Origin of the sequence: Zhongshania sp., from assembly GCF_041584495.1 — a bacterium.
Taxonomy (GTDB): Bacteria; Pseudomonadota; Gammaproteobacteria; order Pseudomonadales; family Spongiibacteraceae; genus Spongiibacter.
The window spans coordinates 1-24,832 of sequence record NZ_JBFHDY010000020.1 but is presented as its reverse complement, the minus strand read 5'-3'; the positions used below and the strand labels follow the sequence as shown (position 1 = coordinate 24,832).

At 53.7% G+C, this 24,832-nt stretch carries 34 protein-coding genes; all 34 read right to left on the bottom strand.

Translation table 11 applies throughout. The features are described from left to right. Positions 1 to 68: 68 nt before the first annotated feature. Positions 69 to 329, bottom strand: coding sequence for a hypothetical protein (locus ABYP33_RS05780; RefSeq protein ID WP_373089311.1), 261 nt, complete (start codon positions 327 to 329; stop codon positions 69 to 71). Positions 330 to 384: 55 nt separating this feature from the next. Continuing rightward, on the bottom strand, positions 385 to 603 hold the full coding sequence (locus ABYP33_RS05775) for a hypothetical protein (RefSeq protein WP_373089309.1): 219 nt from the start codon (positions 601 to 603) through the stop codon (positions 385 to 387). After that, entirely contained in the window at positions 600 to 1,019 is a 420-nt protein-coding gene (locus ABYP33_RS05770; protein ID WP_373089307.1) for a glycoside hydrolase family protein, read from the bottom strand. The genes ABYP33_RS05775 and ABYP33_RS05770 overlap by 4 nt, the downstream gene beginning before the upstream one ends. Then, positions 1,016 to 1,198 carry a hypothetical protein gene (locus ABYP33_RS05765; RefSeq protein ID WP_373089305.1) on the bottom strand — a complete coding sequence of 61 codons (183 nt, stop codon included), beginning with the start codon at positions 1,196 to 1,198 and terminating at the stop codon, positions 1,016 to 1,018. The genes ABYP33_RS05770 and ABYP33_RS05765 overlap by 4 nt, the downstream gene beginning before the upstream one ends. A 43-nt stretch (positions 1,199 to 1,241) precedes the next feature. Continuing rightward, positions 1,242 to 3,194 carry a carboxypeptidase-like regulatory domain-containing protein gene (locus ABYP33_RS05760; RefSeq protein ID WP_373089303.1) on the bottom strand — a complete coding sequence of 651 codons (1,953 nt, stop codon included), beginning with the start codon at positions 3,192 to 3,194 and terminating at the stop codon, positions 1,242 to 1,244. Positions 3,195 to 3,196: 2 nt separating this feature from the next. Continuing rightward, positions 3,197 to 4,018 (bottom strand): hypothetical protein, encoded by an 822-nt coding sequence (locus ABYP33_RS05755; RefSeq protein WP_373089301.1) that lies wholly within the window; start codon positions 4,016 to 4,018, stop codon positions 3,197 to 3,199. Next, a complete protein-coding gene (locus ABYP33_RS05750) occupies positions 4,018 to 4,386 on the bottom strand; it encodes a hypothetical protein (RefSeq protein ID WP_373089299.1) in 369 nt (122 codons plus the stop codon). Before ABYP33_RS05750 ends, ABYP33_RS05755 begins: the two co-directional genes overlap by 1 nt. A gap of 136 nt (positions 4,387 to 4,522) precedes the next feature. Beyond that, complete coding sequence (locus tag ABYP33_RS05745; protein ID WP_373089297.1) at positions 4,523 to 6,130, bottom strand: hypothetical protein; 1,608 nt, start codon at positions 6,128 to 6,130, stop codon at positions 4,523 to 4,525. Then, complete coding sequence (locus ABYP33_RS05740; RefSeq protein WP_373089295.1) at positions 6,130 to 7,317, bottom strand: hypothetical protein; 1,188 nt, start codon at positions 7,315 to 7,317, stop codon at positions 6,130 to 6,132. The genes ABYP33_RS05745 and ABYP33_RS05740 overlap by 1 nt, the downstream gene beginning before the upstream one ends. Next, positions 7,317 to 7,991 carry a hypothetical protein gene (locus tag ABYP33_RS05735; RefSeq protein ID WP_373089293.1) on the bottom strand — a complete coding sequence of 225 codons (675 nt, stop codon included), beginning with the start codon at positions 7,989 to 7,991 and terminating at the stop codon, positions 7,317 to 7,319. The genes ABYP33_RS05740 and ABYP33_RS05735 overlap by 1 nt, the downstream gene beginning before the upstream one ends. 52 nt (positions 7,992 to 8,043) lie before the next feature. Beyond that, positions 8,044 to 8,442 (bottom strand): hypothetical protein, encoded by a 399-nt coding sequence (locus ABYP33_RS05730; protein WP_373089291.1) that lies wholly within the window; start codon positions 8,440 to 8,442, stop codon positions 8,044 to 8,046. After that, positions 8,439 to 9,884, bottom strand: a complete 1,446-nt coding sequence (locus ABYP33_RS05725; protein WP_373089289.1) for a hypothetical protein — start codon at positions 9,882 to 9,884, stop codon at positions 8,439 to 8,441. Before ABYP33_RS05725 ends, ABYP33_RS05730 begins: the two co-directional genes overlap by 4 nt. Then, positions 9,881 to 10,534 (bottom strand): hypothetical protein, encoded by a 654-nt coding sequence (locus ABYP33_RS05720; protein WP_373089287.1) that lies wholly within the window; start codon positions 10,532 to 10,534, stop codon positions 9,881 to 9,883. The genes ABYP33_RS05725 and ABYP33_RS05720 overlap by 4 nt, the downstream gene beginning before the upstream one ends. Next, a complete protein-coding gene (locus tag ABYP33_RS05715) occupies positions 10,531 to 10,863 on the bottom strand; it encodes a hypothetical protein (RefSeq protein ID WP_373089285.1) in 333 nt (110 codons plus the stop codon). Before ABYP33_RS05715 ends, ABYP33_RS05720 begins: the two co-directional genes overlap by 4 nt. Further along, on the bottom strand, positions 10,860 to 11,132 hold the full coding sequence (locus tag ABYP33_RS05710) for a hypothetical protein (protein ID WP_373089283.1): 273 nt from the start codon (positions 11,130 to 11,132) through the stop codon (positions 10,860 to 10,862). Before ABYP33_RS05710 ends, ABYP33_RS05715 begins: the two co-directional genes overlap by 4 nt. Positions 11,133 to 11,179: 47 nt before the next feature. Continuing rightward, positions 11,180 to 12,199: a DUF5309 domain-containing protein gene (locus tag ABYP33_RS05705; protein WP_373089281.1), complete on the bottom strand. Its 1,020-nt coding sequence runs from the start codon at positions 12,197 to 12,199 to the stop codon at positions 11,180 to 11,182. 11 nt (positions 12,200 to 12,210) lie between these two features. Then, the gene (locus tag ABYP33_RS05700; protein WP_373089279.1) at positions 12,211 to 13,305 is read right to left on the bottom strand and encodes a hypothetical protein; all 1,095 of its coding nucleotides are present in this window, start codon (positions 13,303 to 13,305) and stop codon (positions 12,211 to 12,213) included. A gap of 100 nt (positions 13,306 to 13,405) precedes the next feature. Continuing rightward, on the bottom strand, positions 13,406 to 13,654 hold the full coding sequence (locus tag ABYP33_RS05695) for a hypothetical protein (protein ID WP_373089277.1): 249 nt from the start codon (positions 13,652 to 13,654) through the stop codon (positions 13,406 to 13,408). Positions 13,655 to 13,659: 5 nt separating this feature from the next. Continuing rightward, the gene (locus tag ABYP33_RS05690; protein ID WP_373089275.1) at positions 13,660 to 13,836 is read right to left on the bottom strand and encodes a hypothetical protein; all 177 of its coding nucleotides are present in this window, start codon (positions 13,834 to 13,836) and stop codon (positions 13,660 to 13,662) included. Continuing rightward, a complete protein-coding gene (locus ABYP33_RS05685) occupies positions 13,833 to 14,303 on the bottom strand; it encodes a hypothetical protein (RefSeq protein ID WP_373089273.1) in 471 nt (156 codons plus the stop codon). The genes ABYP33_RS05690 and ABYP33_RS05685 overlap by 4 nt, the downstream gene beginning before the upstream one ends. After that, positions 14,303 to 15,262 (bottom strand): hypothetical protein, encoded by a 960-nt coding sequence (locus tag ABYP33_RS05680; protein WP_373089271.1) that lies wholly within the window; start codon positions 15,260 to 15,262, stop codon positions 14,303 to 14,305. The genes ABYP33_RS05685 and ABYP33_RS05680 overlap by 1 nt, the downstream gene beginning before the upstream one ends. After that, positions 15,262 to 15,987, bottom strand: a complete 726-nt coding sequence (locus ABYP33_RS05675) for a hypothetical protein (RefSeq protein ID WP_373089269.1) — start codon at positions 15,985 to 15,987, stop codon at positions 15,262 to 15,264. The genes ABYP33_RS05680 and ABYP33_RS05675 overlap by 1 nt, the downstream gene beginning before the upstream one ends. Continuing rightward, positions 15,987 to 17,420 (bottom strand): hypothetical protein, encoded by a 1,434-nt coding sequence (locus tag ABYP33_RS05670; RefSeq protein ID WP_373089267.1) that lies wholly within the window; start codon positions 17,418 to 17,420, stop codon positions 15,987 to 15,989. Before ABYP33_RS05670 ends, ABYP33_RS05675 begins: the two co-directional genes overlap by 1 nt. Further along, positions 17,413 to 19,536 (bottom strand): hypothetical protein, encoded by a 2,124-nt coding sequence (locus ABYP33_RS05665; RefSeq protein ID WP_373089265.1) that lies wholly within the window; start codon positions 19,534 to 19,536, stop codon positions 17,413 to 17,415. Before ABYP33_RS05665 ends, ABYP33_RS05670 begins: the two co-directional genes overlap by 8 nt. A gap of 46 nt (positions 19,537 to 19,582) precedes the next feature. Next, complete coding sequence (locus ABYP33_RS05660) at positions 19,583 to 20,905, bottom strand: phage terminase large subunit (protein WP_373089263.1); 1,323 nt, start codon at positions 20,903 to 20,905, stop codon at positions 19,583 to 19,585. Beyond that, the gene (locus ABYP33_RS05655) at positions 20,886 to 21,170 is read right to left on the bottom strand and encodes a hypothetical protein (protein ID WP_373089261.1); all 285 of its coding nucleotides are present in this window, start codon (positions 21,168 to 21,170) and stop codon (positions 20,886 to 20,888) included. Before ABYP33_RS05655 ends, ABYP33_RS05660 begins: the two co-directional genes overlap by 20 nt. Then, entirely contained in the window at positions 21,170 to 21,439 is a 270-nt protein-coding gene (locus tag ABYP33_RS05650) for a hypothetical protein (protein ID WP_373089259.1), read from the bottom strand. Before ABYP33_RS05650 ends, ABYP33_RS05655 begins: the two co-directional genes overlap by 1 nt. 35 nt (positions 21,440 to 21,474) lie before the next feature. Next, positions 21,475 to 21,744 (bottom strand): hypothetical protein, encoded by a 270-nt coding sequence (locus tag ABYP33_RS05645; RefSeq protein WP_373089257.1) that lies wholly within the window; start codon positions 21,742 to 21,744, stop codon positions 21,475 to 21,477. Between the two features lie 33 nt (positions 21,745 to 21,777). Beyond that, on the bottom strand, positions 21,778 to 21,993 hold the full coding sequence (locus tag ABYP33_RS05640) for a hypothetical protein (RefSeq protein WP_373089255.1): 216 nt from the start codon (positions 21,991 to 21,993) through the stop codon (positions 21,778 to 21,780). A 15-nt stretch (positions 21,994 to 22,008) separates the two neighbouring features. Further along, positions 22,009 to 22,182 (bottom strand): hypothetical protein, encoded by a 174-nt coding sequence (locus ABYP33_RS05635; RefSeq protein WP_373089253.1) that lies wholly within the window; start codon positions 22,180 to 22,182, stop codon positions 22,009 to 22,011. An 865-nt stretch (positions 22,183 to 23,047) separates the two neighbouring features. Beyond that, positions 23,048 to 23,305 carry a hypothetical protein gene (locus ABYP33_RS05630; protein ID WP_373089251.1) on the bottom strand — a complete coding sequence of 86 codons (258 nt, stop codon included), beginning with the start codon at positions 23,303 to 23,305 and terminating at the stop codon, positions 23,048 to 23,050. Then, positions 23,302 to 23,466, bottom strand: coding sequence for a hypothetical protein (locus ABYP33_RS05625; RefSeq protein WP_373089249.1), 165 nt, complete (start codon positions 23,464 to 23,466; stop codon positions 23,302 to 23,304). The genes ABYP33_RS05630 and ABYP33_RS05625 overlap by 4 nt, the downstream gene beginning before the upstream one ends. Before the next feature lie 166 nt (positions 23,467 to 23,632). Then, positions 23,633 to 24,220 (bottom strand): pentapeptide repeat-containing protein, encoded by a 588-nt coding sequence (locus tag ABYP33_RS05620; RefSeq protein WP_373089247.1) that lies wholly within the window; start codon positions 24,218 to 24,220, stop codon positions 23,633 to 23,635. Then, positions 24,220 to 24,627, bottom strand: a complete 408-nt coding sequence (locus tag ABYP33_RS05615) for a hypothetical protein (protein ID WP_373089245.1) — start codon at positions 24,625 to 24,627, stop codon at positions 24,220 to 24,222. Before ABYP33_RS05615 ends, ABYP33_RS05620 begins: the two co-directional genes overlap by 1 nt. Positions 24,628 to 24,832: the final 205 nt, after the last annotated feature.

Below are 24,832 nucleotides of genomic sequence, written 5' to 3'. Positions count from 1 at the left end.
GCAAGCGGTTTATACACTCATTCATCGCAAGGCCGCAGACGGGGCAGTCTTTTGGCAGGGAGGGCCAGTTAATCGTCGTCTTCATAGCTTTCGCTGTGGTCAACGATGGCCCAGTTAACCAGCTGGCTGCCAATCCAGGACAATTCCGGATTGCTAAGGTTAAATGAGAAGGGTTCTATATCGTGCGAGGGGGAGTAGTAGGGGACAACAAGCAAGGCGTCATAGTCATCAATGCCCTGTTCTGATGCGTCTGCCATAGTGCGCAATCCCTGCACCATCAGTTCGCGATACTCAGCGCGTATATCTGGGAATTGCTTTACATCACCCATACCATCACCACTGCGAATATGAGGACAGCGCCCCACACCAGCGGGGCATTGGGGGTCACTTGTTAGCGCCCTTAAACAGCCCGTAAAGGGCTATAGCGGCGCATACGAAGTTTGTGATAATAGCCTCGGGGGAATCGGGCGGCAGCGTCTGGGCGGCCACCAGGGCGCCTGTGGCGCCTGCCGATACACCGGCAACGGTTGATTTGGATTTGAGGTTCTTGATCGTGGTGACAGCGCCTAAGACGCTGGTGATTGCTTTGATGTATTGGATCATTCCGGCCATTCTCCCGTTTCCATCATCTTAACAAGACGCTTTGCCCGCGTCCCTACTTGCCTGTACCAGTTGGAGTCAACCATTTCGCGAGCCGCTCGCTCAAAATCCTTAACTCGGAGCGCAGAAATAAAGTTACGAAACCCAAGCAGACGATTGATACCAAGGTTAAAACACATATCCACAACAACAGCCGTTCGAACATCATCGAGGCCGTTTCCAATGTCCAGCGCCGCAAGCTCACGGCGTACCCGCTTAATATCGTTGTGTAAGAGGGCTTCGGCTTCATGCTCACTAATCCCCATGTCATCCAAATTGCGGCCATACCCTATAGTAGTCTTACCCGCAGTACATTGGTAGGGCTTCAACATTAAACCTTCATGCAGTTTTAGCATATCAACTAGGTTTGTTATGCTCACTTACGCCTCCGCAAAACACCATAGGCCGTAATACACAAACCGATAAAACCGAATACCACCGTTATCTGGTCGCTGTTATTGCCCATCCACGCCCATCCCGCAGAAATCCAGGTTAAAGACAGCCCGCTCGCCGTCACTCCATTAACTGCTTGTGGTATGTCCTGTGCTTGCACTTTCATGGTTCCTTGTTAGGCTTCTGCGCCTATTCATCCTAGTATAAGTTTACAGGGTGGCGGTGTTGTTCAGGTTCGCGTTCATAGCTCCGGTTATATTCGTGCCAGTTTCCGGCGTGGTAAGTGTGCCACTGACATAGTTACCAAAGCCCATAACATAACTGTTGCTGGCTGCATGACCTGTCGTTACAGTTCCCTCAATAACATTTGACGTAAAGGCTAACGCCCGACCCTGTTGGGAATCCGTTTTAAGTATTGTGCCTATCGCCCCTAGAAAGTGATTCCCGGTTATCATCCCACCATTGGGGCGATAAGTGGCCGTAAAGCTAAAGTACCCGATGTCGATTGCATCTCCTGAAATATCTTTGAATGTACATCCAGAAATGGCAGACGACTGGAATCCGTCCACACGCATCCCTACCGCTAGATTTTCAAAGTGAATATCTCGGTATTCTCGATCCTTTGTGATGAATCCGTGATTTATTGCAGTCTCTGCGCCAGTACCCCTGAACTCACCATCTCGCATTATTTTTGCACCGGAGGATATGCCCGATTGAGAATAAGCATGAGGCCCAATAAATTTAAACTCACTGAATTCAATAAAGTCTAGGTATGTAGTGTTACCCATATTCATAGTCGGCACTACGGATGATTTATTTATCATCTCAAACCCTCGCATCCTGAATTCAGGTACAGAGCCTATAACATTAACCGTCTGCAAAACGCCACCACTAAAAAACGTGAACCCCGATGATATTTGCATTTCAAGACCGTCAACCGACGCCTGCTTAGCGGCCTCATTCCTGAACGCCTTGAATTCATTTACCGCAGCCTCAGTGACTACCGGGTGATTATCCGTGTAAAAAGCGCGACAGTTCTCTATTCTCGACCTTGTACATCCCTCAAAATGAAATGAGTCCTTCCCCTCATTCCTTGATGGGTCGCCCACATCAATGGCTACGCAGTTTCTTATGGTAATGTCTACCGCATTTGGGTCTGTGCTAAACCCATGTCGCCCAGTCCGGTGTGCTATACAATTTTCGATAACTCCCCGAAACGGACCTGCTGTGCCGTTAAAATTCTGAACACAATCCCATCCACAGTTATACGCATATATTTTTCTTATGCGGTTGTCTGCCCCGGCGTTTGATACCGCCGAAAACGTCATATCTTTAACGATGAGATGGTTTACATCGCAGTCGTCACCACTAACCAGCACGCCATAGTTACCTTTCCTAGTGCCATCAACATTTGACCTAATTATTGTTCTCTCAAGTTTGCCGCCGTCCGAGACAACGACGCCGACCGACGAACCAGTTACAAGGATTTCACCCCAGTCACCATTAAGAACCCCGCCTGCTGGAATTGTTAGTGTTTGAGAGCAGGCGTAAGGAAGACCGGCGAGCGTTACTGGAAGTCCAGTATCAAGTGCGGATTGAACCTCCTGATAATCGTCCGTCACGCCGTCCGCTGCCGCACCGAACATCTGGGGAGTCAGCGGCCTATCAATCGGCTGCCACGCCGATCCATCCCACTTAAACCGACCAACAGAATCGACGTATCGAATATCGCTGGTAGAGGCTCCTGTAATAGCCTGAAGTGCTGCCCACGTCGCGACAGTGGGGACTCGCGCATCAAGCGCAACATCGACGGTCGCAGACTCACCATCGTAAGTAACTTTGTCGGCGGACGTGATAGCGCCAAGCTCGCGGACAGACAGGAGGTCGGCAATGTCATCTCCATCGGCTACGGTGACATTAGGCCGAACAACGGTGCCGCCAGGGGCATCAACGGACACATCATAGTCACCCGCAGCCACATAAGCGGAGAAAACACCTTGATCGTTTGTTTGGACGGGGTTAGATATAGGTGATCCACCCTCGCTTGCATCAAACAAGCTGGCTTTTGTAACCGTGCCTGCGATGTATATAGTCACATCAATATTGGCAATCGCATTACCGGATGAATCGGTTACATCGTCGTAAATTATACCTAGTGCCATGCTTATACTCTCGCTCTGAGGATAATTCGCCAGTTGGCCGGGGTTATAGGGAATTGGCGGCCAAGAGGGGCGACCCTTCGGTTAACTGCAAGACCCCCATCGCCAACTTGCATAAAAACGGTTGTGGCGTTTGCGTACAATGTACCGCCATAAGATATGTCATTAACTTGATCGTGTATATTATCCACTTTAACAACATCGCCCACCGAGTAACCAAGCTCTGCGGTTTTGCAGATTATATAAGCCTCTAGCGAAGTTGGGGCCACTGTAAGCCCATGCGCCGCAGACACAACCGCGCCCGCAGTGATGGTCAGTTCACCGGAACTAAACCGCAATGCCGCAATCCCGGCGGGGGTGGTGAATTTGGTGGTATTGGCCCCCGCGATAACCTCGGCATTTGCCGCCTTGGGGACAGACTCAATAACCCACTTGGTCAGCGTGGCATTGTACGTGACGGAGTAGTTGCCATTGGCCGCTATCTCCCCGCCAACCAGCTCAGTACCACCCTTGTGAACAACGCTGGAAGCGCCCACACCGCCAACATTAAGCGTAACCGCTCCGGTATTAGCCCTGTCGGCCCTGAATTTGAACGATAGGCCGTTGGTGTAAGATGATATAGTCCTATTGGGGGTTAAAGTGTACGCATTAGACGTGCCACCAGTGGTCAGCGACCCATTGGTGTCCGCGTGCCATCGGGCCAGAACCGCCATAATCTCGCGGGCTGCGTTGTTCACATCTGAATAATTCATCCCCTCCGGGAAGCCATCGGGAGCAGCAAACCCATTGCCCGCAGCGGCTACGTCCCATGCTGAAATCTCTGCCATTACATGCGCTCCGTAATAATCTGGCTAATTCCGTAAATACTGATGGTTAGCCCACCAGCGAGTGAGTCTGTAAATCCGATTGTACCATTTTTGGAAACGTGTATTCCGCCGTTTGGCCCTTCAGTGAAAAGCTCTAACCGGCTATTCGCCGCTACATTCTCACCAAACATTAGCGCGGTCGTGTTGTTGTAGGTGGTGCCGTCATCGTCGTGAAACAGTGAGGCCGCACCAGCGCCCGCAGTTGTGTTGCAGATAACAATGCGGGTAATCTCCACCCTCAGATTAGACGGGGGCGTGTATACGGTATTGGCAAGTGCGTCACCTGCTGTATACTGAGCTAGTAGACTTCCTGAGACGTTTTGGTTCATGATTGACTCTATTAACTCGACCTATGCCGCTGCCGCACTGTATCCATTTGTGCTGCTCTTGTTGAGCCTCACAATCCTAAATCCCTGTAAGCGCGCCGTGGCTAAACACATGCCCCCTAGCGCGCTCAAACGCCTGTTACTCAGACGTATAAATTGACGGGCCAAGCAAAGCGCCCGCCGTTGCTGTTCTGGGTGTTCCCAGAAGCCCCATAGACTGAGTAAGCAATGACGGTGAGTATGAGGGCGACCCCATAAGCCTTTGGTATGGAGCAGACGTAATAAGCTCTCTCGCAGCGGGTCTAGCCAATAAACTGGCCATCATTGCGGGGTTTTGAGTGCCTGCGGCTGTACCGAAACCCAGCGCGTAATCCAGCGGGCTTATTCCTGGCATGCTAGAGCGTATCTCTTGTGTAGCGCGCGGAAATGACGCGGCAAATCGCGCAACGTCTTTTAGCTCGCCAGATATGGGCTTACCTTTTTCAAGCTGCTTGGCCAGCTTAGAGGCCACCACGTTGCCAGAGCCTTTATTTACAGCCTCCTCTACGGAGTAGGTTTTAGCGATTAGCTGCCTGCTGTTAACAAAGTTCTCATAAAGATCATCAGCGCCGATTTGCTTTAGGTTTCTAGCAACCAAATCCTCTACAGATTGAGCGCCTTTTTTGTACGCCCTAGCCAGAGCCTGCTTCGCCGGATCGTCAGACTTAAACAGTGTTTTGGCATCAAACCTCAACTTTTTAATGACCTCAATCGCATTTTCAGGCGAAAACTGGTCTTTTGCCAGCGAGTTTGCAAAATCCTGCAAGCCGGGATCGGCCATTTCAGGGAAGTCTTCAGCCAATCGCCGATTGGCCGCAACCACACCGCTTAAGTCATCAATATATGACTTATCAGCTTGTATCGGCTGGGCTATCTGCTTGACAGCCTCGTAAGCCTGACCGGCAGTGTCTCGAATAGCGTTAAAAGTGTCGTCGGTAAGAGGGGCGTTTTCAGGCAGTCCCAGCTCGCGACGCGCCGCAGCATTTATTACACCCTGGTTCTTCTCGGCCACTCTCTGCGCTGTGCTGATCTTTCCTGCCAGCCCCTCAAGGGTGCGATTCATAAACGTGGGATTAGCCATTGTTGGCTCTGCTACCAAGCCAATGTCACGGCCAGCCATCAGCGCGTCATCCATAACCGCCCTTTGAGCGCGGCGACCAGCAATATCATCTAGGGCGCTAGCAATGCGGGATTGAGCCATGCTGCCGATAGCCTGTCCCACCTTTTGCCCGCCCGCACCCAAAACAGCGCCAAGCGTTCCCGATGTGGCCTTGCCAGTTAAAACATCACCTTCAGCAACAGGCTCCAGCAGGCCAAGCCCGCCGCCAATGGCCGCAGCCCCCGGAAGCGATGCCGCCCCAGGGATAAAGGCGGCTGGAATAGCGGCGGCCACCTTACCTGTTATCTCCCCGACCTTGCCAGAAGTAGTTCCTGCAAGCGGGGCGTCAATACGAGCTTTTTCGGCAACCGCTTCTTGAGGAACCATACCCACAAGCTGCCCTGCGCCATAAGCAAGGTCAGTCATACCCTTGCCTACACCAGCAAGGAATCTCTCGCCTGCCCCCATATCGTCGATTGGGCTGTATGTTTCTGGAGTGGGAGAGCCGATCAAGGGCTGGGCAATCTGCGCTGGCCCTCCCTCCGGCTCAGCGGTTGCTACATCAAAAGATGCACCTTCTGGCCTTGCTGAAGACAAATCAAAAGCCATTATCGGACTTCCTCTATTTCCCCGTTAGGGCCAACATAGGCTCGATTTCCTTGGGCATCCCTCATTAGCCGCCACCCCTTCGCGTTAACTTGGGGTGTAGCGCCGCCCGGAGCAGCCCGACCCTGACCAAGCTTCATTTGAACAACAGCGTCAATAGCCTGAATTTTTGCCGCCCTAGCCTCTGCCGTGTCATTTCTAGTCGGCAGCATATTCATAAGAAGCTCTTGATCCCTGTCTGTGAATGTACCCTCTCCAGCCGTTCTAAACATGGACTTCAGTATTGGGGCCATTACCGAAACCGCGCCCTCGGCTATCTGGGCGTTTGTTGTGATGGCCGGGAGATACCCAACCCCCGGCCCTGTGACAGTCTCGCCCATAGCGGATGCCAGGTGATTCATTGCAGACGTATATGTCTGGTAGGCAACATCGTTTCCGCGTTGCTCACCTGCGCGCTTGACGCCCTGTTCGGCCTCTGCCTTTGCCCTAGCGACCGCCGCATCAACTTGCGGCTGCATTTGGAGGCGAGCAAACAACTTAGCCTCCTCGGCTGCACCAGCTGCTCCTCCGGCTGATTTTTTCTGGAATTCCATGACTCTCGCGGCGAACTCAGGGTCACTCGCCATGCGCTCCTCAAGGGTTCCAGCGTAGCGATTCAGTACCGATGGGTCTTTTGCCCCGCCTTGGACAAATTCAGTCCACGACTCCGTGGTGTAATCTCTGGGGTTATACGTACCAATGCCGCCGCCTTGGGATTTGCCCAACATCGTCATCGCCTGCCCCTCAAGGCCGGTGCCAAGAAACGGCTTAAGCTGAGGCATAGTTTCGCCCAGCTGGGATAAAGCCGCCTGCTGACGCTCGCGCTCATCCTGCAACCGCTGCTGTTCCGCAAGCTGTGACTTGACTTGCGCGCCCTGCATAAGCCCCTGCAAAGCCGCTGGAGCCGCAGAGCCGGGGCCGCGTGAGCCTAGCAATGCAACACCCGCATGAAGCAGGGGATTAGAGATAAGGGCGTTGGCGTCGAAGTTCTTTAGACCGGACATTAGGCCGCCGCCCGGTTGCGGGGGCGGTGTTCTGGTCATCCCTCGCGGGCCTTGGAAGAACTGAGGAGGCTGGTTATATACCCCAGCCGGTTGGCCAAGGATGCCCTGATAGGGTGATGGTTGGTATCCGTTGCCGAGTAGTGCCATTAGATTACCCCCAACAGGCCGAGTCCGCCGCCTATGGCTGCCCCCCACGGGCCTCCAATAGAACCTTCCATAGCCCCAAGGGATGCGCCAGCCAATGCACCGCCTAGCGCACCTGCGCCCGCACCCCTACCCGGAGTACCCGGCCCAGTAACCGTGGAGGTTCCTCCGCCCGGCATGGTGATTAATTGACCATAGCGCTGCAACTGAGTATAAGGCGCAAGCTGTTGCTCAAGGTCTTTGGCTTCCATAACGCCGCCAATACCAAGTTGACCGGCGAGCTGTTGCGGTGCCATTTGCGTGGCCGCGAGCATACGCGAACGCTCAGACTCGTAAGCAGGCGCGTAGATGCCAGCCGCTACGTTGCCCAAACCTTCGGCCAAGGCCTGTTGATGTAATCCACCACCAGTCCGCCCAGCGCCGCCGAACGTGGCGTTAATGCCCGACATAGCGCCCTGCTGTGCTCGTGCGGCAACATTTTGGAGATAGGGGTTAGCGCCCAAGAACTCACCGCCAATAGTCTGGCCTAGCTGTTGGCTGGCCTGCGGGAATAATTGACGGGCCGCGTCAAATCCGCCTTGTGAAATATCGGAGAACTGCGCAACTTGGGGAGCTTCATTCAGGAATAGATCGGCATGGTGCCCAAGCCTGTCCGCCTGCGGACGCAAAAAAGGCATTTGCGTGGATGTCTGAGTGCCGCCTGATTGTCCTTTGTTCTTTCCGCCCATTTTAGACCTTTAGCCTCACATCGTAGGAATACGGCTTGAATCCGTACTTCTCAAGTTTCCGTGTCCAGCCCTTACGGCCAAACCCGTCAATGTATCGGCAACCGCTCGCCTTGGCGTACTCGGTAAGCTGGTCTAATAGCGGTTCTAACCAAGTTTCCATATTATCGCCTGAAACTAGCGGAATGTCCAATACACTAAATTTCGGCAGATTGCAAACCTCGGTTACTGCAATAGCTGAGAAGTCCGCAATCTCCCATATCTGTCTGCGCCCGTTTACCACATCTATCAGAATGTGTTCAGCGTCAGAGCCATAATCAAACCGGGATAAAACCCGCTGTAGCAGAGGCTCAATGCTGCCCCAATGCGTCACAACCTGATCCGGAGATAACAGGTTAATCATCGCCGCCCCGCTGGCTTATAGAACACCTCAACACCCTGAGCATGGCTGAAACCGCCCGAAATGCTCACATCAAACCGGATATATCGGGAATCCTTGTGGAACTGGGCCTCACCGATAGAATTGAGCGACTTAGCAGGCCCAATAACAAACTGGTCGCACTGCTTATTCCGAGTGCCTAGAGCAACAGACTGGCTACACTGCCCGTCAACGATGGGCCTAGCAGACTGCACAAACATCCGCCGCCCCGAATCTGACATCTCACCCGTTGAAATAGTGGCCACCAAGTCATTGCCGGTAAACTCGGATAACTTGTTGTCTGAGTTAAACGCGGCCAGCTTGATTGCACCCCCTTGGTATTCAGGGGAATCAACGGAGATAGAGGCGCTGTCAATGTCGGCAAGGATGGCGTCAAGGTCATCCAGCGTATAGCCAGAATCGCCATATTCTGTGAACGCCTGTACGTTAACCTCAGCGTTGCCCCATTCGCCAACAACCCAGTTGTAAATAGCCATCTCTTTGCCCCCGCCAATAACGGGGTAAGACCAAAACACCAAATTGTTCCGGCGATCAACGATAGAGCGCATTTCGCTATACCGAGATGTGTCAAGCCGGGATTTAATGTGCCGGTCTACCTTCTCCGCACCAATTGGGCGGGTAGAGGCACCGTCAAACATGTAGAAACCGCTACCATCCCAGAAATACACTGACTGCCCTTGCCAGCAGACAGAGCCGGGAGCGGGGGTTCCCCTTCCGCGCTCCACCTCGTCAATCGAGAAGATCGTGGGCGGGCCTGAATAGCGCATACGCCAAATAGAAGACTCCTGGAATATAACCCCGTACTCCCCCGGCACAATGCGCTGTATCTTGCCGCCGTCGCCAAACAAGTCCTGGAAGTCGGCTTGGGTGCCGAGGTTAACGCCCCACTCTTCCGAATTGTTAAACCCAGACCACTGGATTCTATTGGGGTAATTTGTGCCGCCGTCGTTTAGATCACCCAGCACAACGAAATCGCGCACAATGGCTATGTGGTTGGCTTTTGGGGGTGTTCCGGGTAAGTCAGCGAATAGGGCAGAAACGCCCATATCGTAATACTGCGGGGCCGCACCAATCGAAACGGCAATAATCCGATCCCCGAACTTGGCAAACTCCCATGAGTCTACAGTATAACCCCCAAGCTTGGACACATCGCCATAGGTTGCGGTAGTCAGCTTGTAGAGCTTAGTGGAATCGCCCGCAAAGTTGTTTCGAGTGCCACCAGAATCAACCGCCGTGATACCCGCCAAGGCTGGGTTGCCCAGTGCATTGGTGAGGGCATTCAGGGACGGTATGGAGCGGAAAGACTCAGCCAATGGGATGGCGTTTGTCATATTCGGCGTGGTCGCGCTCAAATCTGGGCGGTCTGGCCGCCAAGGCGCGAATTTAACGAACTTGGATGGAATCAAGGCGTAGGCCCACCAGATCGCTTAAGGTTGTTCCCCCTGAATCGCTCGCGGTTTGCGTTGCGGTTTATCTTTTCTGCAAACTCGTTATAGAGGGTTTTCCACTTCAAGGCTTCCTCGTTATCGCGGATGAAAGCAAAACCGTGATACAGGGCCGAATACAGGAACAGGTCGTAATGCTTTTCCAATAGGCTATTGGTGTCAGCATCATCAACCATCGTGTCATACGTGCCGATATACAGCATATTGACCGTTACCGGAGCATCAACGCCCGGAGCCGGGGCCAACACAAGGTTGTTACCCTCAACCGTGTAAGCACTTGGACTGCCCGCCATAGTCGCCACACGCGAACGACGGAACACTTCGGGGGCTAGGTAATCCAGTTCCCTATTATCGCCCGTAACGTCAACAAACAGCCGTCTCGCGCCTCGAAAGTCGCTAGGCAGCGTTTCAACGCCCGAGGTAACGGTGTAGGCTTGTGTTTTCTCCTGCCCGCGAACAAACAGGTCTTTGCATATATCAGACTCAGCAAAGCGGATGAACCGCTTTACTTGGGTATCAAGATCGTCACGCGCCAGCCAGTCGGCAACATCGGACTTTAATTCGCCGTATGTCTTAATGCCCGGCGTGTTGACGGTGACGATTATGGTCATAGTTTACCTTGCCACGTTCTGAGAAAACGATTATCTGGATCGTTTAGCTTGGCTTTCATGAATTTATCTTTCAGCTTTCGCGGTGCGCCCAACAGCGACCGCTTGTGCATCTGATAAAACTCTTTATCCCACTGCTGCCAAACAATCGCAGGAATAGAGGCGGCATGTCGCATGTTGGCCTTAGCATTAAAACTATTGCCTTGTGCCGCCTTGTTTTGGTCAAGGATAGGGGCAACGTCTTGGGTGCGCTCGATGACTAGGGAATTATCGTCAACATGGACGATAGAGCGCGTACCATCCGCGTTATACCCTAGATCGTCTCGCTTCATCCCCGCACAATCTCCCCGTGAACCAGCCGACAGTTTGAGTCCAGCGGTGTCACCTCAACCATATCTGTTTTTGCTGCATCTTTCGCAATATCTGCGGGTACTTCGCAAACATCGCCGGGCTTCAGCTTGCCCGCTCGTCCGGCAACGATATTGACGCCGCCACTAATGAACTTGCCGCCCATAGACTTTATTTTGATGTTCACAGTCTCAGCCTTTGGCTTGGGGCCGGGCTTCTTGCGGTCAGTGGATTGCTCAGTTGCTTGATCCATTTCTATCTCCAAAAAGGATAAAAGGGGGCCGAAGCCCCCAATCAGGTTTAGGCAGTCATTGCCACATCGTCGATGTCCGCAACAATCCCGGATGCCGCTTCGTTCTTGGAACAGAGCGCGTAGTCAACCAGAATATGACGCTTCTCGCTGTCGCCGGTCTTCGCGATAACCTCAGTTTTGAAGCCATCGAGGTAAGACACTGCCCAGTACTCCATATCCAGCACGAATACATCGCGTGAACGCTGGAAGCGGTTGGGTACAATGTCCAGAACACCGAAGTCAGACACGTAAACATCAACAGCACCAATAGCTGTTACGCCACTACGCTTGTTCGCGCCGTGATCCTGGTAGGGAGTCGCGATACGAGCAGAAGTGCCGAACATGTATTGGCTGAAACGCTGCTTGATGGTCGGGTGAAGCATGATAACGCTCGGATCACCGCCTTCAACGTAGATGTCACCAATGATACCCAGCAGAGTAGCTTCAGACAGAGCGCGCAGCGTGCCGTCAGTAGCCGCAGTGGTGGGCTGGCCGTAAGTGGTGTTGGACAGAGCGGGGTCTGCGCCAGTCGCGCCACGGTCGGTATTGGTTTTCAGCCACGAGGTCAGGTCAGCAGTGGTCGGGGCAGTGGTAGAGTTACCGGCTGCGGCCACTTGCTTGGCACCTGTCAGGGTAGCCTCCACATCACGCTTCAGCTCTTTGCCTTTCTTGGCGATCTGGTAAGCCAGCTCAGAGCGTCGGCCTGCCTTGTTCACCTTGTTGGCGCGGCGAGTAACAACGATTTGCTTCTTACTGATCTGGTGGTAGTTACCCAGACGTTCAGCGTCGTCGAGCGCATCGCCGGAGAAGTCATCACCATCAATGTGCTTGTTGGTGGTAACGGCATCGGCCAGCGAGTCAATCAACCACTCTTTCAGGTCAGAGCTGGACGTATCACGCGCAGCGTTTGACATAAACGGGGTTTCGGTGGGGCTGATATTGTAGATAATGTCAGCCAAGTCTTCGCGAACGTCATCACCGTTCGCATTCAGATCGTAGCGATCATGGGTATTTGTAGGTTGTGCCATTGTGTGTCACCTTAAATTAAAGATTCGATTGCCGAGGCGGCATCACGAACATGACCAGTTTTCTTAAGGCGTGACTTGGAAACCCTGAGCTTGTCGGCTTTTGGGGCCGGAGCCGCCTGTTTTGCCGGTTTCTGCATCTTCGGTTTCGCTTTGACCTTCTTCTTGGCTGTGCTCACTTTCTGAGACTGCTGATCGTAGAGCATGGCCTTGCGAACAAGATCAATAACCCGGTGGTCTGATACCTGCGACATATCCTGCGGGGTAAACCCGTAGGAGCTTTGCAGATACCCTTCCAGCTTGGGCTTCACGTCCTTAAAGTCCGGTATCAGCTTTTGCAGAGACTCCATTTCCTCAGCCATGCGTTGTTGCATCGCCTCGGATTGTTGCTGCTCTAGCTGCTGCCGTTGTTGCTGGTATGCTTGCGCTGCCTGCTGTTTGAGCTGGTTAATTTCCTGCTGCCGCTGATTCAAAGACGCATATTTAGCAGCCCATGCGCTAGGGTCGGTTTCCCGAAGCTCCTGAAGCGAATGTGCGCTCAATTCCCCCAATAGCTGCTTCTCAGCTTGCATCAGCACATTGGCTGCTACTTGGTGCTGATATTCAACTTCTTGGGAGGCTTGCTGTGCCTTTGTCTCAAATTCGCGGCGCTGTTGTGCCAGCTCGCTAGTCTTGCGTCGATAATCGGCGTCTTTCTGATAACCCGCTTGGGCTTCTCGGAGGGTGACAGTCTGAGCTTCGCCATCAATGGTGACATTAACCTTCAGGGTGTCTAAAAGCTCATCGGGTGAGACTTCTAGAGCCTTGGCCAAGTCATCCAGCGACTCAAGGGTAATCTGTTCCTCGTCGGATTCAGTTTCTTCGCCTTCTTCCGACTCCAATTCGGCGTCTTCTTGGTCGGTGTCCTCGGATTCCTCTACTTCTTCGGAATCGTCATCGGTTTCGCCGTCAAGTTCGACCTCATCGGTAGTTTTATCCTCGGTTTCTACTGATTCAACCTCTTGTTTAGGCTCCTCAGAACCGAGAATTGAGTCTAATACGCCCGATTGTTCCAGTGCCGAAGCTGCGGAACTCACGGTGTTATTGGATTGCGGGGTCGCTTGATCCATGTGGGTTCTCCCTATGGGAATGTGTCGCCTCACGGCGAGTAAATGCGGCGTTTCTCAACGTGCGCAATGATATTTTATGCCTATAGTCTTGACAATGCAACTATTCTGACTTATGGGTCAGCTTGTAGTTGTTAATTCGCGCCCGGAGCGCCTTCTTAACACCCTCGACCGTCTGTAGCTTGCGGGCCAACTCCAGAATAAACTTTTCCGAGTCGTCAGTGCCGTTCATATTGGCGTGCTTAATCTCGCTAAGAATACTGCCCTCAAGCGCATCAAAAGCGCCCTTCAACACTTCATCGTCAAGTAACTGCTGGGCCTTTAGAGCCAGGTGTTCTTTGTCGTTTCGCATATTGCCTACTCGTCACTCACTATAACTTGCTCTGATTTACCCGCTGCCGGAGCCTCACCGCTGCCGACGCACTGATACCGCGCATTCCCTGATGCTATCTCATGGCTAATCCACACGCCACCCTCAACAGGTACGGATGAATCGCAGCTGGGGCATACCGCTACAGATACCTGCTTATTCACACCGGAGCCTCCAGCCAATGCACGTTCAAATCAATGTCCTCTGAGCCGGACAGCCCGCTTGGTCGTCGGCACAACATCGCCACGGTTTGCCCCGGAGTTACTCGAACCAAAAGCCCCGACTCAAACTTGAAATTATCGCGAGAAGTCACCCCGGCCCTTGGCGATAACTCCGTCCCGCCATTAAGCGGCACTGCCCCTGTTTTGATAATAGCGACACCGGGGTTTGCGTTGCCTACATCGTGGTTGAATTTGGCCACTACTGAGCCGGGGGAGGTCGATCCAGTAAAAAAGCTAATTTGCGCCCTTGCCGTCTCGCCTGTAAAGGCACTAAACCCGGCGATATAGATGTTAAACCCGGAATCGCTAGGGTTTTCAAGGTGTAGGTGCGCCTGCCCTTCTGACGCGACCGTATGGCGAGCGCCTGCCGAGAATGCCAGACCGGAATCGGTGAAAGCTGATGAATCCATTAAACCGGCTCCAAATAGCCAACTAACACAATCGCGCCTTGAAATGCGCCCTGTTGAACGTTCCAGTATACGCTATCGGGGAATAACACCGGCTCCTGATGCGCGGCTGTTATGTTTGCCGCCTTAAGGACACCGCCAAGGCCCGCCGAGCTTTCCTCTATAGCTAAGCCGCCTTTAACAGTCCCTCCCACGCCATTGCGGAGAAAGGCGAGCAGGGGGCTTGTCGTTGATGTATTAAATCCCCAAACCCTCGCGCTTGTAACGTGGAAATCCCACCCTGCCGGGACGGTGTATAGCGTCGTGTTTGCGGTTGGATTAACAACATTTACCTCATGGTGCACCCGGCCTTCAGTTTGGCTCAATCTGTTACCGATAGCGACGATCAGGTTATCATCGTCACTAAGGGCAACCGCCCGGAAATCCCCGCCACCCTCAGGCTGCCCGAATATAACTGACCGTTGCGTACCGGCAAGCGCAGAGGCGTTGAAGGATGAGCCAATAGACCGCACCGCTGGCCCCGTGTACGTGTAATGCAGGCTGGTGGCGAAGTAAAACTCTGTCTGAGGGGTCGCTCCGTTGGTGTAGATAAACCGCAGATAGGGGTATGACCGCTCGAAATAAACCGACTCATTGGGCGGGTTGCTTGCCGTGGTCAGCGGAAATGTCTTGTAGACTGTTGATCCGTCCAGACTAACCTGCACTGCGACCCCAGATTGCAGGGAGCCAAGCGTGTAAGCTGTAGCGTCGTAGGGTTGCAATGACTCAACCTGGAGCTGCACAAGCGCAACGCCGCGCACATCAATGAACGGTTCTGCTGTTCCGTACTCAACACCAGCGCCTAGCGGGGTTGATGTAAAGGTGACTATCTCTGACTGCTGCTGTACGTAGGTAGGGGTGGCTATGGTGCTGCCGTGGCCATCCTCCTTGCGTATATTCTCAGGTAAAAGGTTATTCGCCATCAGACTATATTCCAGTTTGCGCCATCAGATACCACATCAATTGCATAGTACTGAGCGTTTAGAATCTGGGCGGCCTCTCCGTCGATCAGCCCCGAAATAGTGTCAACCGTCACATCACCGCTTCCGATGTTCTTAATTCGGAATGTGCATCCGGTATTGCCAGCCGCCGCTGGCAGCGTGATGGTTATTGTTCCGTCTGCCAGTATTACCTCATCATCGGCGGCGCTAATGGTATAACTGCTGTTTTTGTATTTAACGTCCGGCTTGTCAACGATGCGCTGGATAATTGACTCAATCCTCGCCTCACTCACAACAGCCGGTGCCATCATTTGCATTCCACCGCCGCCTTGCAGGGACATTATAAATACCCACTCACCGCCTTCCTTGTGGTATATGCGTGAATCATCGCCGTTAATGGCGAAATCGTCATCATCGCCCATTTCATCCGGCGGGAAGCCGCGCAGTCCGGGGTATTCTTTGTTGTAGAACAGGTGCCATCGGTTTGCGTCCCTGCCTGGCTCTCCATCCCTACCATCTCGCCCATTGCGCCCATCTGTACCGTCACGCCCATCAACACCGTCGCGACCATCGCGCCCGTCTTTGCCGTCGCGCCCATCCTTGCCCGGATCACCTTTCGGGCCGCGCTCAGGCACGATAGAGCGGGCAACCTTCGCCGCCTCCTCTCGCGCCTTCTTAACGGCTATGGCTAGGGTGGTGGAGTCCATTAGAACGGCATAGCTCCCAAGGCTCTAAGGAATGAGGGATTGCCCTCGCCAAAGTTTCGCAAATAATCAGCCGTGCCGCTAGTATCTAGGGCCAAGCCTGTTGGGTCTTGAATACCCCCAATGAGGTTGGCAACACGGTGCAGCGCAGGGAACTTTGCCGGTATAGCCTCCTGCTGCATCATTGGGCCACCTCGCTGCAATAGGGCTGTGCCTATCTGGGTGGGGGAGTAGGGGTTGACCATCCCGGCTTGCGCCTGATCAGTCGGGGCCATTAGCGCAGCGCCGCCCGCTATCGGGGCCAGTCCGCCAATCCCCGCTAACAGGTCGGAGCTATCAGCCTTGGCTGGGTCGAAGGCGGCGTTTACTGAGCGGATGTTGGCGGGGTCGAATACCACATCGACAGTCACAGGGTCGTAATTCTTGCCCCAAACGCTCTCTATTGGCAAGGCTTCGCCGTCGTCAACCGAAAATCCCGCCCTATCCATATCGGCAAACAGATCATTGAGTAGGGCGCTGTCTGCTTGGCTGGTGGCCGGCTTTAGCGGCACTTCACCGTAGGCTTGGTCAAACACGTTTTTTATCGACGCTGAATCATATCCAGCCGCTTTGGCTGCATGTGCTATTTCGTCCGTTGTCGCAACACCCACCTCTTTAGCGTATGGGTGCAGGTTCTCAATTACATCATTCGGGAGCGACTTTATTGGCACTCGGCTAAAATTAGCGCCACCCGCATCCACATCAAATGCGCGCCCTCTTTTCAGATAGGCGGCAACCACATTACCGTCGCTGCTTGCATATTCCCTAGCGTCTTGCGGGCTGCTTGTGAACATTTGATAATATCCTTGCTTGTTCGGGTCGTAAGCCCTTCCCAGCCCTCTATACGCAGTCTTATCAACATCAAACCCCATATCCCTAGCCCGCTTCATGCGGGAGGCTAAGTCCATTGCGAGCTGCGATTTAACGCCAGCCTCCGCTTCATCGCTCTGAGCGCCTAAAGCGGCTGCGCCTGCCGCCGGAATAAGCGCAGAGGGCATATCAACGCCGCCTTTGCCTTTGTATAGGTCTACAGCTTCGCCGGGGCCATATTTGCCTTGGGTTATGATGGCGTCGTAGCCGTCTTTGCGGATAGCGTTCGTCAGCGCCTTGCCAGTCTTGCCGCCATAACGTTTGGAGAGTTCTCGCTTCCAGTTCGTCGGGTCATCGTATGCCCCGCCTTCAGGGATGACTAGCGGGTTTTTAAATTCCTTAGTGCCGCCAATAAATCCCTCTGGTATGTCAGTGGGGGGTCTATCCAGCGGCGTGAAGTATTGGCCCGCTGGCTCCACGTCCATTGCAAACATACCCTGCGACTTCTTGTAGGGGTTTTTGGCCGTGTTGTGCAGGTAGTGAATCCTCTTTAGCCGGTCAATAGCCGCCTTTGGAATCTTAGCCATCCTGCCCACCTCTCAAATAACTCAAAGCCGCCTGATCCAGCTCGCTCAGTTCCTCGCCTGCCTCATCTTTGGCCATAGCTTGAGCCTGTGCATTCTCAGACTGAGCCAGAATACCAATCAGCTTGGCCTCAATATCCTGGTCGTGCTGGTGCTGCTTGTACAGCATTTCAATTTCGCGCTGGCGCAGCTCTTGGCGCTTAATGGCCAGCTCTTCCTGCCATTTCTCGGACTCCGCCTGCATCTTAGCCGCTTTCTCTTGCAAGTCTAGCTGGGCTTTCTGGGCATCGAGTTGGATTTTCTCGCTCTGCTGCTGCAATTTGCCCTGCTCAATCTGCATTTGGGCCTTAATCAGCTCCATTTGTGGATCGGGTTGGGGTTCTTGCGGCGGCATAGTGGCCGGATCGGTGAAGTATTGCGACACATCGCCCAAACCAGACGCCTCGACCATATCGCGCATGGTGTTGTAGATGTTCTGAGGTGTTGCCATGCCAATACCGAGGGCTTCTTTCTGGTATTCCAGCAATGACGCCAATAGCTGAATCTTGGTGGCCTTGTCGTTAAACCCAAGACCGGCATTAACGGTCACGGTAGTGCGATCACGCCAGTCTGAGGGGTCTACGTTCACCCACTCATCGCCAATCTTGAATTGCAGCTCATGATCCATAAACTCACGACACGCCCTGTGAGCCTTTCTGAACAGCCTTTTCATGCCAGTCTCGGCAAACACGCGCGTAATCAGTTCAACGCGCTGAGAGGCTTGTTCTAGGGCCGCTGAGAACGCCCCAAGGGTGGACTTCTGCAACACATCGGGGTCAAGGGACAGGTTAGGGCTTACACCACTGCGCACTTGGCCCTGATCGGTCATGCCTTGGATAACTGGCAGCAGGTCGTTGATGATAGGCTGTACCACTTCCTCCTTGATAGCCATAGGGTCGCGGCAGGGGATGAACTCAGCCGTGGTGTCCGTCAGCGCCTCAATAGTCGCGCCATCCTCAGTCAGCGCAGCCTCGCCCACGTATTTGCGGCGAATGTTGAGCTTGTAGGTGTTGTCCAGCAACTGCCGCCAAAGGGTTGAGCTGATAAGCTGTAGGTCTTTGACAATATCCGCCAGCGACAGCCCGGTGTGCTTGTGGCTCAGGATGATGGAGGACATGGAGACAAAGGGCTGGTAATCCCACTCCTCGTTCTCAAAGATCGTGCCGCCGATCATGGTGATCTTGCGGCCTTCACCCACTCCGTCGCCGTCATAGTCAACCTTGGCGTAGCACTCATGCACCCAGTACTGGCGCATGGATGGATCGTCTTGATCTTCAGTGTCGGGGTTCTCGTCCTCGTAGAACAAGCGGTTAACGCGCTCGTCTTGCCACTGGTGGTCATCCTCGCCGCCGACAGAATCCAGCTTATCGCGGTCATAGCCGTTATTGACCAGCCATGTGTAGGTGCGGCGAACGCGGTGGATAACAATATCAGCTTGGTCTAGGTCTTGGCTGGTCAGGTCGTTGTCAACTAGAACCTGCTCAGGGGCGACAGCCTCGAAGTTTAGGCGGGGCTTGGTGTCGGTGCGCTCAATCTTGACCTTGAATAGCTCAACCTGCTGGCCTTCAATGTCAACAACCTCGCTGTCCTGCTCCAGAACCTCAACGCCATCTTCATCGACAAGCTGGGCCAGCTCAATCTCGGTAATACCCTGATACTTCTCGCGGGTTATCTCGGTAGACTCATCCACCCACACCTTCACATAGCCATTGGGGTACATCAGGGCGTCAGTGATCCACTGATACATCACTTCAAAGCCATCATTCTGCTTCAGCAGCAGGTGATTGATGGTGTCAGTCTCAATATCGGCTTGGGCTTCGTCGTTCTGGGTTACGGGGTCGAACTGGACAACCTTATCGCCCGCTGTGAACACTCGAATGATTGAGGGCTTGGCCCATTCGATTGCCTCTAGCACTTCGCGGGATACATACGAGCTATACCCGTCGCGCTCATTGCCAAAGGCTTTACCGAGGTAGTAATTAAGCGATTCCTGGCGAACGTCGGAAAGGTCGCCGTCCTCATCATTCATCGCTTGGTGAATCTTGTTACCGAGGAACGCGACAAGTTCGCTCTCAGTCATTCCTTTCTGTTTCTTTGGCATTAGCGAGCCTCACGGCTGGGCGGGTTTAAACAATCCAATCAGAATTACCCCCAAATGATACAGCCTTTTTGCCTCGTCTACCACTATTCTTGCTTGACAGTTGGCCCCATCCTGTATTAGCGCCTCTGTAGCCTTGGGCAAATTGCCGGAAAGCGTCAGCCCCGTGGCTGGCCCAGTCGTGGAGCGGTCGGGCCTTGAACGTCATTTTAGCCTCGTCATACTCTTGGCGGTAGGACGCGAGACACTTCACGCCCTGAGCGGTCTTTTCCTCGTCAAACCAGCACATCGGCAGTAGTTGGCGGGTCATCTCGATGCCCTCGTTAATGTGGGCGATACGCGCCACAACCTCTACCGGCTTAATACCTAGAGATTCTAACACTTCCTTGCGGTGTTTGCCTGTGGTCAGCTCCCGCACCTCGGCATCGTGGGGCAGATAGTGAGTGCCGTAGACGTAGGGCATCTCCTTCAGCACCTTGGCATAGTGGGCGAAGCCTTCCCCGTGGTTGGCGTAGTAGTCAATAAATCTATGCTCGCGCCCCACCTGCTGATGAAACCAAATGGTGTTCTGGTCACTCATACCTAAATCCCAAAACGTATTCACCGGGATAGCCGGATCATAGGGGACTGAGCAAATACGCCCATCCCTGCGGGCTTTGCCGATTAGATCGGCGAAATACGCACCCTCAACAACGGTTTTATAGTCGCCTTCCCAAATATGGTTGTATTCTGGGTTGGCCTCAAGGTCACGCTGCCGCTGCCGCTCTAGGATTGCCGGGAATGCGGGGTTATCCCGCCAGTTAAGCTCAACCACCTTGTAAAGCGGGTCTTTGGTCTTGCGGAATCGCTTATCGGTGGCGCTGCCGTCAATCTCCGGGTTCCATGTTACCCATAGCTCTGAATCCGCGCCGCGTATGGTGGGGATTAGGGTTCGCCATGCTGATTCTGCCACGGGTTCGGCCTCATCCACCCAGCAAAGCAGGATGCGAGACTTTGACTTAACGCTGTTGATGTTGCGGTCAAGGCCGCTGAATTTGTAGGAAACCCGCCCGCATGTGGTGCGAATGTACTTCTCTCCTATCTCAAAGTGCGGTGCCAGCCATTCTTCTTCCTCGATGGCCTGCTTGATCTCCTCAAGGGATGAATCATCAAGGCTGTTCATGTACTGCCGACAGCACAGCACAATGCCAGATCGGCCAGTCTTGGCCCATTGGTAGGCCTTAACAGCGGACATTTTAGCGAAAGATCGGGTTTTGCCAGACCCGCGCCCACCGTATGAGCCGCGAACGTCTGCCTCGCCCTCGAATACTGGTATTAGTTTAGGGGGGAGTTCAATCCTGGCTGTTGTCATTCAACGGCACCAGCTCGATACGTGTCACCAGTGGGGCGTCGGGATTGCCTGATATTTCGGCTTTAAGCTCAGAGGGCAGCACCTTGCCCAGCAGCGTACAGAACGTGCGCGGGTCTTCTTGCGCCACACGGACAAGGTAAGACTCGCCGCCCACCTCGTCAAAGGCGTGCATGATGGCTGTTTTCAGCTCAGTCGTGACCTTGTTGGGAGTGCCCTTCTTGCGGCCTCCGCGCCGTTCTCCCGGCTTTGAACCTCCGCCCGGCATCAGTGGCTACCTCTGCCTACTTCAGTCACTACAGGGGCATACAGGCAGTGCAAAGCATTTTCCACTGCATCCATGCCATGGCCGGCTGAATACGCCTCGCGGGCCATAAGGGAAACCATATGCTCAACGTCGCGAGCGGTAGACACCTTTTTCTTATTTTCACTAAATCGCATATCAAGGCGTTCAAATAGCGGCCTCATCAACTGAGCGACAGTATCTGGGAAATTATTTATCACGCCGTAGTCTGTGATGTAGACATCTAGCTTCATATCGGATTCCTCCTAAAAGGTTGATCCAGTTGTTGTTACTTCCGATACCCGCTCTGCACCTCGTAATAGATGCTGGGGGTAGTTGCGCTAGTGAGATTCAGTCGAACGGTTCCCGGCCCTGCGAATTCATGGGTTATCTGCCCATCGGCTGTGAGAGTCGCCACATCGCGATAGGTGCCGTCTGCGCCCTTAAACTGTAGGGCAACAGTGCCGCCGCCAAATGTGCCGCTAGCGTGTACCCAAACATAGCCTCGGTGGTCTTCTGGCGTGGTGTTGCCATCTGCTGTCAGTGTGCCGCTGCTCATTAGTAGCCTCTCCGTTTCTTCTTGCCTTTGCGTTTAGTAGCCATTCATTCCACCCATCATATCAAACACCTGATTCTCTACCCTAGCAATACCTAACAGCACCGCTTGCATATCGCAACGCCTTGGCTCTGGCAGTTGAGCTATGACCTCGTGAGGCATAACGCACAATTGGCCCGGTTCCCAAGGGTTCGAGCCTGAGCGTGTTGACCGCTTGTATAAGGCGGTTTCTTCGTGGTATTTTGGTTCCATGTAGACCATATTAGCCTACTCACTGAACCCTGACAATTCCTTGTCAGTTGCCGACAGTATTAAATCGTTTCCGTGCTGTGCAATTTCTTTCAGCCTCTTAGTGCTTGGGCGAAACCGGCCTTTATGCTGTTCGCCATTAATCCGCTTAACCACCCGCCTAATACGGGCTTTTGTGAATTCATCTAGCATAACCCCTCCTAAGATAACCCACCCGTACCAATACCTGCGCAGTGGGGAGGGGCAAAACGCCAGCCAAGGTTAAGTCGTGGGCCAAGGCTGGGTGCTTGTAATGCGGTGGCCTTCGCTACAGGCTGCGAGTCACTTTCCTTTTCAGGCTCCCGGCTTTACTCGCACACGTCGGGACACTCAGGGCGCTGCCTCACCGCATATTGATCCACCACCCCGAGTGAGCTTACTTGCCCCGTCGGGCGCACTGCGCAGAGGCTTGGGGTGGTGCGCTGGTAAATTATAGCACAATAGATGGCTTAAAAAAGCCCCGACAAACGGGACAAGAGGGGGTTTACCTGGAGGGTGTGGACAATATATCACGACTCACCTCTCCACCCAAGCCCTGAATGCTGCAAATCCGTCCCTCTCGGCTATTTTGCAGTATCTGCAAAGATCATGTCGATTCTTATGAAGAACGCCGCTAACCTGCTTCCAGCTATACCCAGAATTGCGCAGCTCTAGCGCCCTGGCGATCATGCTTGGCGTGTAATACTTTGGTATTTTGCCGTCTACGCGGTTGCTCATACCACCCACTTATACCGCTTCCCTAGATGCACTAGGCGCACGGTTCCCTTGTCAATCCAGTAGTCTCTCGCCATCTCGGCGTAAGTCTTGCACTCTGCGTTTTCGCGTATAGCCCTCACATCGTCCGGCGTCAGCTTGCAGTCAGAACGGTACGCTTTAGCGTACGGTATGCGGATATGCTTGAACGTGTATCCATTCAGCGCCCTTGCCATAGTTGTTGGGTTTACGCCGTACTCTTGCGCCCATCGCCGGGCTGTCCAGCGCTCCCGGTTGAACTTTGCCCTAATAACCTGGGCGTCGGTTAGTTTGCGTCGCATTTTTCTACCCCTATGAACTGCCAACCCTTCTGCACCCATCCGCTGTTTTCGGCCTCGTGGACTGCCTCTGTCAGATTGGCCGCGCTGATGGTTATGGTTTTTGAGAGCATTTTTTCGCCCTCCTCGCGGCAGTAGGTCACTTTGTATCGCTGCCCAAATATCCGGTCGAAGTTGTCCCTGAATGCCCGGCTATTCGCCTTTGTGCGGATGCGGTCGCCTGTTATGTCGTTGGTTGTGGTCATTCTTCCACCTCCTCAAAACACCCAAACCCGCCCATAATACTGAGCGGCAATCCGGCCTGTTCGGCCTGCTCTCTCACCCGGTCGGTAATCGTACGCGGGCATTCGTCGTAATGCTTGCACTCTTTGGCGGTGCAGAATGCGCGGTCTTGGTAGACGATCATAACCCCCCACACTCCCCCCGGCTCGGCTCGAAAGCCAGTTCAACGCATACAATCTCGCCTTTGTGGGCGGCGATTGCGCCTGTACCCACGCCGCTAACACCGCCAACGATATACCCGATACAAAATGTTCCGGCGATTATAACTGCTTTAGCTATCCACTCACCCATCACTCACCCTCCGGCACAACTCCACGGTCAGCTATAACCAACTCTGCATAATCTAAGATAAGCCTGGTCTCTGAGCGCTTTTTATCGCAATCATATGAATTCGTATGTTCGCGGAATGTTTCTATATCCCAGTACCTGCACCCTGCGCGAATCATCCATACGCCTTTATCGTAAACTGCGAAGAACTGATAACCATCAGACCTTTGCGTGATAAAAACTTGGCCGACGGCCCCTCTCAAGTCGGCCCAGCGCAAGTCGGCCCCGCGCAAGTCGGCCTCGCTCAAGTCGGCCCCGCTCAAGTCGGCCCCTCTCAAGTCGGCCTCGCGCAAGTTGGCCCAGCGCAAGTCGGCCTCGCTCAAGTCGGCCCCGCTCAAGTCGGCCCCTCTCAAGTCGGCCCCGCTCAAGTCGGCCTCGCGCAAGTTGGCCCAGCGCAAGTCGGCCCAGCGCAAGTCGGCCTCGCGCAAGTCGGCCCCGCTCAAGTCGGCCCCTCTCAAGTCGGCCCCTCTCAAGTCGGCCCTTTCTCCAGCCTCTCCCGCAAGCCATTTTTTATGGCTTTTCAAAATTTCATTTAATTTTGACTGTTCCATCACTCCCCCCTCGATTGTTTGTAGTTGGCAAGAACTTTTTTGCACTTGTCGTAATCGCCAAGACAATCACCGTGCATCCAATACATTGCAGCCTCCAAAGCCTCCGCCAGCTCTGCGGCGTGGTCTGTTTCCTGCGCCCATGCAAATTCAGGTGCCGGATGCTTAACCCACTCAACGCCGCCTTGACCGTGTACAACCGCCGCACAGCCTTTGGGCCACTTAGCCGGCTGTCGGTAGCCTTCTGGTAGGATTTGCCGCCATTGGTCGTCTTTCCCCGGCCTCTCCTCAATCTGCGTCCACCCAGCCTCCTCTCTCGGCCTAGTACTGCTAAAGTATTTCTTACCGCTAAACACATCAACAGCCGCATACCTAGCCCACTCCGGGGCGTTTTGCCAGTTTGTGCTCATAATCCCCTCTCCGTGTTGGGTGGTTTTTAAAGATAATCTGTTAGGACTGTTTCGCCGCCATGCCTTACTTCAAAACCATGCCCGTAATACCCGTTGTGGCAGTTGTAAAGATGTAGGTATAGGTCGGGCTTACCATCAGAAATAAGCTTAAACGCCACCATGCCGCCCTCGTCAAGATCACCGGATGGCACATGCTCGAAAAATT